This window comes from Dactylosporangium sp. NPDC005572 (assembly GCF_040605515.1).
In the GTDB taxonomy this organism is placed as follows: domain Bacteria; phylum Actinomycetota; class Actinomycetes; order Mycobacteriales; family Micromonosporaceae; genus Dactylosporangium.
In genome coordinates, this window is the sequence record NZ_JBEXCY010000149.1 from 21,532 (window position 1) to 29,254 (window position 7,723).

The 7,723-nt window shown below is 66.0% G+C and carries 8 protein-coding genes and 1 pseudogene; 4 read left to right on the forward strand and 5 right to left on the reverse strand.

All coding sequences use genetic code 11. The annotated features are described in order from the left end of the window. The first annotated feature begins 133 nt into the window (after positions 1–133). Positions 134–277, forward strand: coding sequence for a histone-like nucleoid-structuring protein Lsr2 (locus ABZS66_RS43760; protein WP_354768610.1), 144 nt, complete (start codon positions 134–136; stop codon positions 275–277). Between the two features lie 180 nt (positions 278–457). Here ABZS66_RS43760 and ABZS66_RS43765 read toward each other — a convergent pair whose 3' ends face one another. The 4 genes and pseudogenes from ABZS66_RS43765 to ABZS66_RS43780 form a co-directional block, all read right to left on the reverse strand. After that, complete coding sequence (locus ABZS66_RS43765; RefSeq protein WP_354768596.1) at positions 458–640, reverse strand: hypothetical protein; 183 nt, start codon at positions 638–640, stop codon at positions 458–460. 166 nt (positions 641–806) lie between these two features. Beyond that, positions 807–1,748 carry a DUF4365 domain-containing protein gene (locus ABZS66_RS43770; RefSeq protein WP_354768598.1) on the reverse strand — a complete coding sequence of 314 codons (942 nt, stop codon included), beginning with the start codon at positions 1,746–1,748 and terminating at the stop codon, positions 807–809. A 386-nt stretch (positions 1,749–2,134) separates the two neighbouring features. Continuing rightward, a pseudogene (locus tag ABZS66_RS43775) lies at positions 2,135–4,345 on the reverse strand (DEAD/DEAH box helicase family protein); the annotation flags it as partial. A gap of 33 nt (positions 4,346–4,378) precedes the next feature. After that, entirely contained in the window at positions 4,379–5,443 is a 1,065-nt protein-coding gene (locus ABZS66_RS43780) for an integrase core domain-containing protein (RefSeq protein WP_354768600.1), read from the reverse strand. Positions 5,444–5,625: 182 nt separating this feature from the next. Between ABZS66_RS43780 and ABZS66_RS43785 the strand changes: the two genes are divergently transcribed. From ABZS66_RS43785 to ABZS66_RS43795, 3 genes are all read left to right on the forward strand, one after another. After that, positions 5,626–5,928, forward strand: coding sequence for a hypothetical protein (locus ABZS66_RS43785; RefSeq protein WP_354768602.1), 303 nt, complete (start codon positions 5,626–5,628; stop codon positions 5,926–5,928). Positions 5,929–5,933: 5 nt separating this feature from the next. Beyond that, the gene (locus ABZS66_RS43790) at positions 5,934–6,461 is read left to right on the forward strand and encodes an integrase core domain-containing protein (RefSeq protein ID WP_354768604.1); all 528 of its coding nucleotides are present in this window, start codon (positions 5,934–5,936) and stop codon (positions 6,459–6,461) included. A gap of 69 nt (positions 6,462–6,530) precedes the next feature. Further along, entirely contained in the window at positions 6,531–7,265 is a 735-nt protein-coding gene (locus tag ABZS66_RS43795) for an SDR family NAD(P)-dependent oxidoreductase (RefSeq protein ID WP_354768606.1), read from the forward strand. Between the two features lie 213 nt (positions 7,266–7,478). On the opposite strand, the gene ABZS66_RS43800 is transcribed toward ABZS66_RS43795, so the two are convergent. Beyond that, positions 7,479–7,723 (reverse strand): ATP-binding protein (locus ABZS66_RS43800; RefSeq protein WP_354768608.1); only part of this gene is annotated, 245 nt, incomplete at its 5' end.

Genomic DNA, 7,723 nt, shown 5'->3' on the forward strand with positions numbered 1-7,723 from the left:
GGGCAGCGGCCGGCCGTGAACCGGTGCCCTGACCTCGCGGACCGGACCGCACAGCGGTCGCCATCGAGCGTCCGCAGTCACGGTGCCAGCCATCTTGCCGCCGTTCTGCTGGCTGTGCTGCGGCGCTGGATCGGTGATTGCTGGGCTAGTACGTCGCGACCGCGGCCGCAATCAGGCAATCCGTGCGTGGGCGCAGCGCCAAGGGATCGAGGTCTCCGATCGGGGCCGGCTCGCTCGGGACGTGATCGATCGCTACCACGCAGCCCATCGCGAGTAACGTCGCCCGCAATACCTCAGGAGTCGGGAGCGATCGGCTTGCTAGCCCGGAGCATCGAGCACAACCACCCCGGATTGATCATCATACGACGGCCACCAAGCGCAAAGTCGATCGTTGCGAGTCCGGCTACCCCGCCCACCAGCTCGGCGCTGAGGCCTGCACCCCGTCGGGACAGGCGCTCTACTTGAATGAGGCCACCTTCTCCAACGCCATGCCCGGCATCCCCACCGGCCTGACCACCTCGACCTGACCGGCCCGACCGCTGACCTGCCACGTCGACATGGCCAAGCCGCCGCACGGCGGATCGACGTACTCTGCCGACTCGCTCGACACTTTGACAAGGCAGCCGACAGGATCGACCACCCGAGTGCCGGCTTCTTACGATGCGTGACAGCCACTGAGCACCAAGCGAGTTGCAGCTATGCGCGCAACTACTCAAAGGCTCAGGCCCGCGTGCCGGTGCCGGTGTATCAGCGACCGCGGTCACCGAGCGGCTCGGCGTGTTCCGGCGCCGAGACACGGCGAGTCGCTACCGCAGAAGCCGGCGTCGCAGCTCCTCCGCGGCAAGCACGTCGACGACATCCTCCCGCCCCATCTCAACGAGTTCCGGGCCTACCACCTTCGGGAAGTCAGTCAGGAAGAGCACCAGCGAATGGGGCGCGATCGTGATCATCAGATCCGCCGCCCTGCTGTCGGCCTTAAGCCCTATGAATAGCTGACACAGTGTCGCGAGGCCGTCGGCAGCGAGGGACACGTGGCCTTGAGGGTCGGCATAGACACCAGGGTGAAGATGGATCGTTGCGCTGCGCATGTCGCCGGGTAGAACGGCACGGATAGTGGATCTTGAGTAGGTGAGGCGGACCGCCAGTTGGTCCGGTCCCACCACATGCACATGACCGGTGGTCTCACCAAGGCGTCGCACCTGTTGCTCGACGCTGGCGAGTGCGTGACCATCGACCGACTCGCCGTCGATATGAACCGGCATGGGCCTATTCCGCAGGTCACCCTCGCGGGCAGCCCGAAAAAACAGCAGATGTTCGGGGAGCCGAGCAATCGCGTCAGACGTGAGCCGATGGATCTGCCCGTAGTTAAAAGTAACGGTCTTTGGACCGTTGGTGCACTCTGCGGTGCAGACCGCCGTATGCGACTTGTGGTGCCAGTCGTAGCCGTGTGCCCAGCGTGCAAAGAACTGATCAGCAGGGACACTGTAGGCCGCAACCATGACGGGATAGGCCAAGGATCGCCAGTAGTTCAGACTGCTAGCCTTGATGCCTGCGACGCCGATCCGGCCCTTTCGGGGCTGCTTGTCGATGGCCTTCAGCTGGACCCCGAACAAGATGCCTGTGGCGTGACCGTCCTCGAACAGTTCGACTTCCAGATCTCTCCCGTAGTCGTCTGTCAAGCGGCGGATGATCCAGTCGTCGCTGCCGAACAGCACGCGGAACGCGGTCTCCGACGCGTCCTCGATCACGTGCGACCGGGGTCGGCTGGGCATCTGAGCCACGATTGCCCTCCCTTCCATGTGCGGCGACCCAATATAGGCGACAAGCACAAGACGAGCGCGCGCCATTTGTCCCAACCGAACGTCACGGCACCATCATCGAGGCGTGACGCCGCGCGTCACAAGCACACACCGTGCTGTGTGGTGGCGCTGTTCTGCTGGACCACTCTGGCTGGCTTTGAACCCGCTTTCGGCGCTGAAGGCGGGTGTCCATGCCGGCGACCGACTCGGTCAGCGGTCATCGCTGACATGAACCACGAGCTGCCTACCTCGTTCGCCAATGATGGTGGTGGTTGTGTTGCGATCGTTGTAGCTGTCAACCTGTACCGCGCGGTCCCCTCCCGGGGCCGGCCTGCTCACGCGTCCGTCTGTTGATCGATCGCTGCCTCGTAGAAGGCGTCCGCGAGTGCCATGATGACGGCGCTGATGCCAGGGCCGTCGCTGAAGAAGTAGTCGGCCATGGTGTTGTGGGCCTCCTGGTTGTCGACGACCGCCTCGGTGACCGCCGCTTGGAAGTCCTGCGATTCCATGAACTGCTTCTTCGAGTTCACCTTGGCCTGGTTGACCAGGTCCGAGTAGGTGAGCAGCCGTTGCACCAGTCCCTGCACGAACTCACGGACCTGAGACGCGGAGAACGACTCGGCGCCGAAGAGGTCGTTCATCTTGTCGATGACGATCTGTAGTGCGACGTACTTCGGCTCCTTCCGGGTGCCGGTTCCCGCGGCGCCGATGCCCTTGAGTTCGCCGTCACCGGTCAGCGAGATGTCGACCGCGGTCCCCTTCGTGTGCTTGACCCCGACCAGGACCACGTCGGAAAGGTCGACCTCCGCGGCCCAGGATGTGTCGGCGATGACCTTCTCCAGGAGCCGCAGGAAGATCGACAGCATCTCCATGTACGGGTCGCCGTAGTCGACGATCTGGCTCATGAAGTCGTAGAGCCGGACGTAGGTGGAGACGTCCTTGCGGAACAGGTCGAGGGTGTTGAGGGTGAGCTTGTCGTCGGCCTCGATCGCCGCCGCGTAGCGGCGGGCGAAGTCGTTCTTGGCCGGGCTGATCGCAGCCGAGAGCGCGTTGTTGCCCTTCCGCGTGACCCACAGTTCGGCGACCTCGCGCACCTGCTCTGGCGTGTAGATCCCGGCCTGGGCGAGCTTGGTGGCGAGGTGGACGACGACGTACGGGTCGGTCTCGGTCTCCAGGGTGGCATTGGTGAAGTACGGCTCGAACGCAGCCCGGATGTCCTCAGGCTTGTTCACGAAGTCGATGACGAACGTCTTGCGCTTCTGCTCACCGCCCGCAGTACGGTGGGTGCGGTTGAGCCGGGACAGCGTCTGGACAGCGGTGACCCCTGAGAGCTTCTTGTCGACGTACATGGCCGAGAGCAGCGGCTGGTCGAATCCTGTCTGGAACTTGTTGGCGACCAGCATGATCTTGTACGTCGCGCCCTTGAAGGCGGCGGCCAGGTCCGAGCCGGAGCCGGGGTTCAGGTTGGCCTCGGTGAACTCGTCGTCCTTGCTTGGCTGCGGCCCCCAGTCCGAGGCCCACTCCTCATTCTCGGACATGGTCACCGAGCCGGAGAAGGCGACCAGGGTGCGGTAGTTGTACGAGGCGTCCGTGCCGGCCCGCTTGGCGATGTAGGCGTCGATCGCCTTCTTGTACTTCACCGCGCCCTTGCGCGAGTCGGTCACGACCATCGCCTTCGCCTTGCCCTCGAGCAGGTGGGCGACGTTGGCGTGGAAATGCTCAACGATGATCTGTACTTTCTGGCTGATGTTGGTCGGGTGCAGCTTCACCCACCGCATCAGCCCCTTACGCGCCGCGGCCTCCTCCACCACCTCGTTGCCGTCGCCGCTCTCGGCCCGGCCGGCGATCTTCAGCGCGGTGTCGTAGGACTGGTAGCCCCTGAGCACGTCGAGGATGTAGCCCTCCTCGATCGCCTGCCGCATCGAGTAGAGGTGGAACTCGACCGGCTTCCCGTCAGGACCCTTGCGGCCAAAGAGCTCCAGGGTCTTATTCTTCGGCGTCGCCGTGAACGCGAAGTAGGAGATGTTCTCCGACTCGGCCCGCTCGGTCATCTCCGCGGCCAGGATCGCCTCGACGTTGACCTCACCGCCCTCCTCGATCTCCTTGACCTCCTCCGCGGTCAGCACAGCCTTGAGCTTGGAGGAGATCTGCCCGGACTGCGACGAGTGCGCCTCGTCGGCGATCACGGCGAACCGCCGGCCCTTCAGACCTTCGTCGGCCCGAATCTCGTCGAGCGCGAACGGGAAGGTCTGCACCGTCACCGCGATGATCAGCTCCCCGTTCTTCAACGCGGTCGCCAGCAGCCCAGATTTTGACTTCACCCCCGCCTTGCGGACGTCCTCCGGGCTGATCGTGGCCACGATCTTCCCCGACCCGTCGATCTGCCGGATCGCCTCTTGCAGCTGCCCATCGAGTACGGTGCGGTCCACGACCACGATCACCGAGTCGAAGACTTTCTCGTCGTTCACGTGCAGCCGTGCCAGCCGGTGCGCGGTCCAGGCGATGGTGTTCGTCTTCCCTGACCCTGCCGAGTGCTCGATCAGGTAGCGATGCCTGTGGGGCTCGTAAAACGGGTTCGGTTATGCTACCTGCGAGTATTCGTTGATCAGCCCGCCGAGGATCGGGCGTCGTTGGACCCGGGCGATGGTGAGGTCGACGACCTGCGGTGGCGGGTTCGGTGGTCGCTGGTCGAGTGATCGGTGTGGCCTATGGCCGTTGTAGTGCGCGGTGTACTCGTCAAGGACGCTCGCCAGGTGCCGTTCACCGGCGATGAGGATCCGGTCGGTGCACTCGCGTCGGACGGTGCCGACCCAGCGTTCCGCGTAGGCGTTCGCCCTTGGCGCCCGTGGCGGTGTTCGAACCACGTCGATACCCGCGGCGGTGAAGACCGTATCGAAGGCGGTCGTGAACTTGGTGTCGCGGTCGCGAAGCAGGAACCGGAATCCATCGGCCCGTTGATCGAGGCTCATCAGCAGGTTCCGGGCCTGTTGCGTGACCCAGGCGCCGGTCGGGTGCGCGGTGATCCCGACGATGTGGACCTGACGGGTGGCCAGCTCGAGGAAGAACAGGACGTAGATCCGTTTCAGCAGCACGGTGTCGACGGTGAAGAAGTCGCAGGCCAGCATCGTGTGGGCCTGGGCAGTGAGGAACTGCTGCCAGGTCGGTCCGGTGCGGCGTGGTGCCGGGTCGACACCGGCCTGATGCAGGATCTTCCAGACCGTACTGGCCGCGATCCGGCAGCCCAGACGCGCCAGTTCACCCTGCACGCGGCGATGACCCCAGGTTGGGTTCTCCGCGGCCAACCGCAGCACCAGCTCACGGAGCTCCCGGTCGACTGGTAGCCGGCCCGGACGCGCATGCGGATACGTCCAGTGCCGGGCGATCAGCTGCCGATGCCAGCGCAGCAGCGTGGCCGGGGTGACGAAGAACGCCGACCATCGTGGTCGGGGCAGCAGCCGGGACAACGCCGCCAACACCACCCGATCCGCGGGCTGCAGGTCGGGGCGGTGCACCTGCCGACGCAGCACCGCCACCTGATGCCGCAACACAAGCAGCTCGACGTCCTTCGCGCCGCCGTCCCGGGCGAGCTGGGTCAGCAGCTGCAGGATCTGACGTAGGAGCAGGTACACCAGCGAGGCTGCCACGCCCTGAATCATCCCCGCTACTGGTAGCTGAGCCACGGACAATCCCGCACGTCACAGCCACCGAACCGAATTTACGAGCCGCACAGGTCGCCGTCTGGCGGGTGAGCTGGATCGGGGCCCGGTGCTGCACGGGTTCGGCCCGGATCAGCGGTGGACCCTCGCGCGGCCGTAAGGGCGAGAAGTTGAGCTTCACCGAAGCCGACTGCATCGCGTCGGTGCGAGTCCGCCACCGCTTCGCCCAGGAGCCGCTGCATCCGTTGCGGGGAAACGTCTCCAGCCTGCTCCGCGAGAGCCAAACAGGTCCGGGAGTCCACATCGGACAGCAACCCGAGCAGGAACGCACGGGCCTGCTTGCGTGGCTCGACCCGACCGAACCTGCCCGCGATACACGCGAACCCCGAGTCGAACTCCTCGATCCACCCAGCAACGTCTACGCTGTGCCCAGCGGCCGTCGCGCGTTCTTCATTTGGGGGCTGGAGTACTAAAGCGGGTGGACGTGTTCTTCGTGGTCGAGGTCGGCACCCGCTACGTCCACGTCCTCGGTACAACCAGCAACCCCGACGGGGCCTGGACCGCTCAGGCGGCCCGCACCTTCATGATGCACCTCGGTGAGAGTACCGACCGGTTCAGGTTCCTCATCCGCGATCGCGGCGGCCAGTTCACCAGCATGTTCGACGCGGTCTTTACCGGCGCCGGCATAGAAGTGACCCCAACGCCACCCCGCTGCCCGCGGGCGAACGCCTACGCCGAGCGATGGGTGAGAACACTACGAAGCGAGCTCACCGACCGGATGCTCATATTCGGCCAACGCCACCTGCGCCACGTCCTAGCCGAGTACGTCAGGCACTACAACGAGAGCCGACCGCACCGAGCCCTGACTGACAACGCCACGCCAACCAGCCGCCGTCATCGAGCTCGACGAGCAGCGCCGGATACGCCGAAAGCCGATCCTGAATGGCCTGATCAACGAGTACGAGCGAGCCGCATAGTGCCTGCACGAAGCAGCAGGTCACCATAGTTGTCGGAGTTTTGATCCCCCACAGGATCGTCATGGATCGCCGGTCCGGCCGGGTGATGGGCTGGAGTCATGAGCGAGAACAAACGACATGGCCGGCGGATCGCGCTGGTCACCGGCGGTAACAAGGGCATCGGAAGGGAGATCGTCGCGCAGCTGGCCCGGCTCGGTGCGACGGTGCTGCCGGGCGCACGGGACAAAGCGCGGCTCGAGGACGGGGTGGCCGCCCTGCGGGCCGACGGGCTCGGCGTGCACCCGGTCGGCCTGGACGTGACCGACCCGGCGTCGGCTGCCGAAGCGGCGGAGTGGATCGGCCGCGAGTTCGGCTGGCGGGACGTGCTGGTGAACAACCCCGCCATCACGGGCGGGCGACCGGCCGAGCCGTCGGCGATGGACCTCGACCGGCTGCGCCTCGTCTTCGAGACCAACGTCCTCGGCGTGCTCACCGTCACCAACGCGATGCTGCCGCTGCTGCGCCGCTCGGCGTCGGTGGTGATCGTCAACGTGTCGAGCTCGGTCGGGTCGCTGCAGCGGGCGGCCGGCGGCGAGTGGGCCGCGATGCCGGCGTCGGCGACGTACGTGCCGTCGAAGACCGCGCTGAACTCGCTGACGGTGCAGTGCGCCAAGGAGCTCACCGGCATCCGCGTGAACGCGGTCAACCCCGGCTGGTGCGCCACCGATCTCAACGGGTTCCAGGGACAGCTGAGCGCGGCCGAGGGCGCGGAGACCGTGGTGCAGTACGCCACGATCGGGCCCGACGGGCCGACCGGCGGCTTCTTCGGCGCGGACGGCGTCGAGCCCTGGTGACCTAAGTGTCGAGGCGGCCCGTCTTGTCCGCATCGACGAGGGTGACGTCGAACAGGCGGGCGAGCAGGTCCCGATGCCAGCGCAGCACCGTGTCGGGGCGCACCAGAGTCGCACTCGGCGCAGCACGTCGCGCGGCTGGCGGTGCAGCAGGGCCGCCTGGAATGCCCGATCACTCGCGTCGAACCGCCCAGCGCCGCCCGCGATTGCCGGCGGTCAGTGAACGGCGAGGGGAAGCTCGACTTGTAGGCAGGTGCCGTGACCGACCGGGCTGTCCAGCGCGATGGTTCCACCCAGTGCTTCGACCCGGTCGGTGAGCCCGGTGAGGCCGGAGCCGCATCCTGGGTCGGCGCCGCCGATGCCGTTGTCGCGCACCGTCATGTGGAGTCGGCCGTCGCTGACCGCTGTGTCGACGTGCACGATGGTGGCGTGTGCGTGCTTGGCGGCGTTGGCCAGCGCTT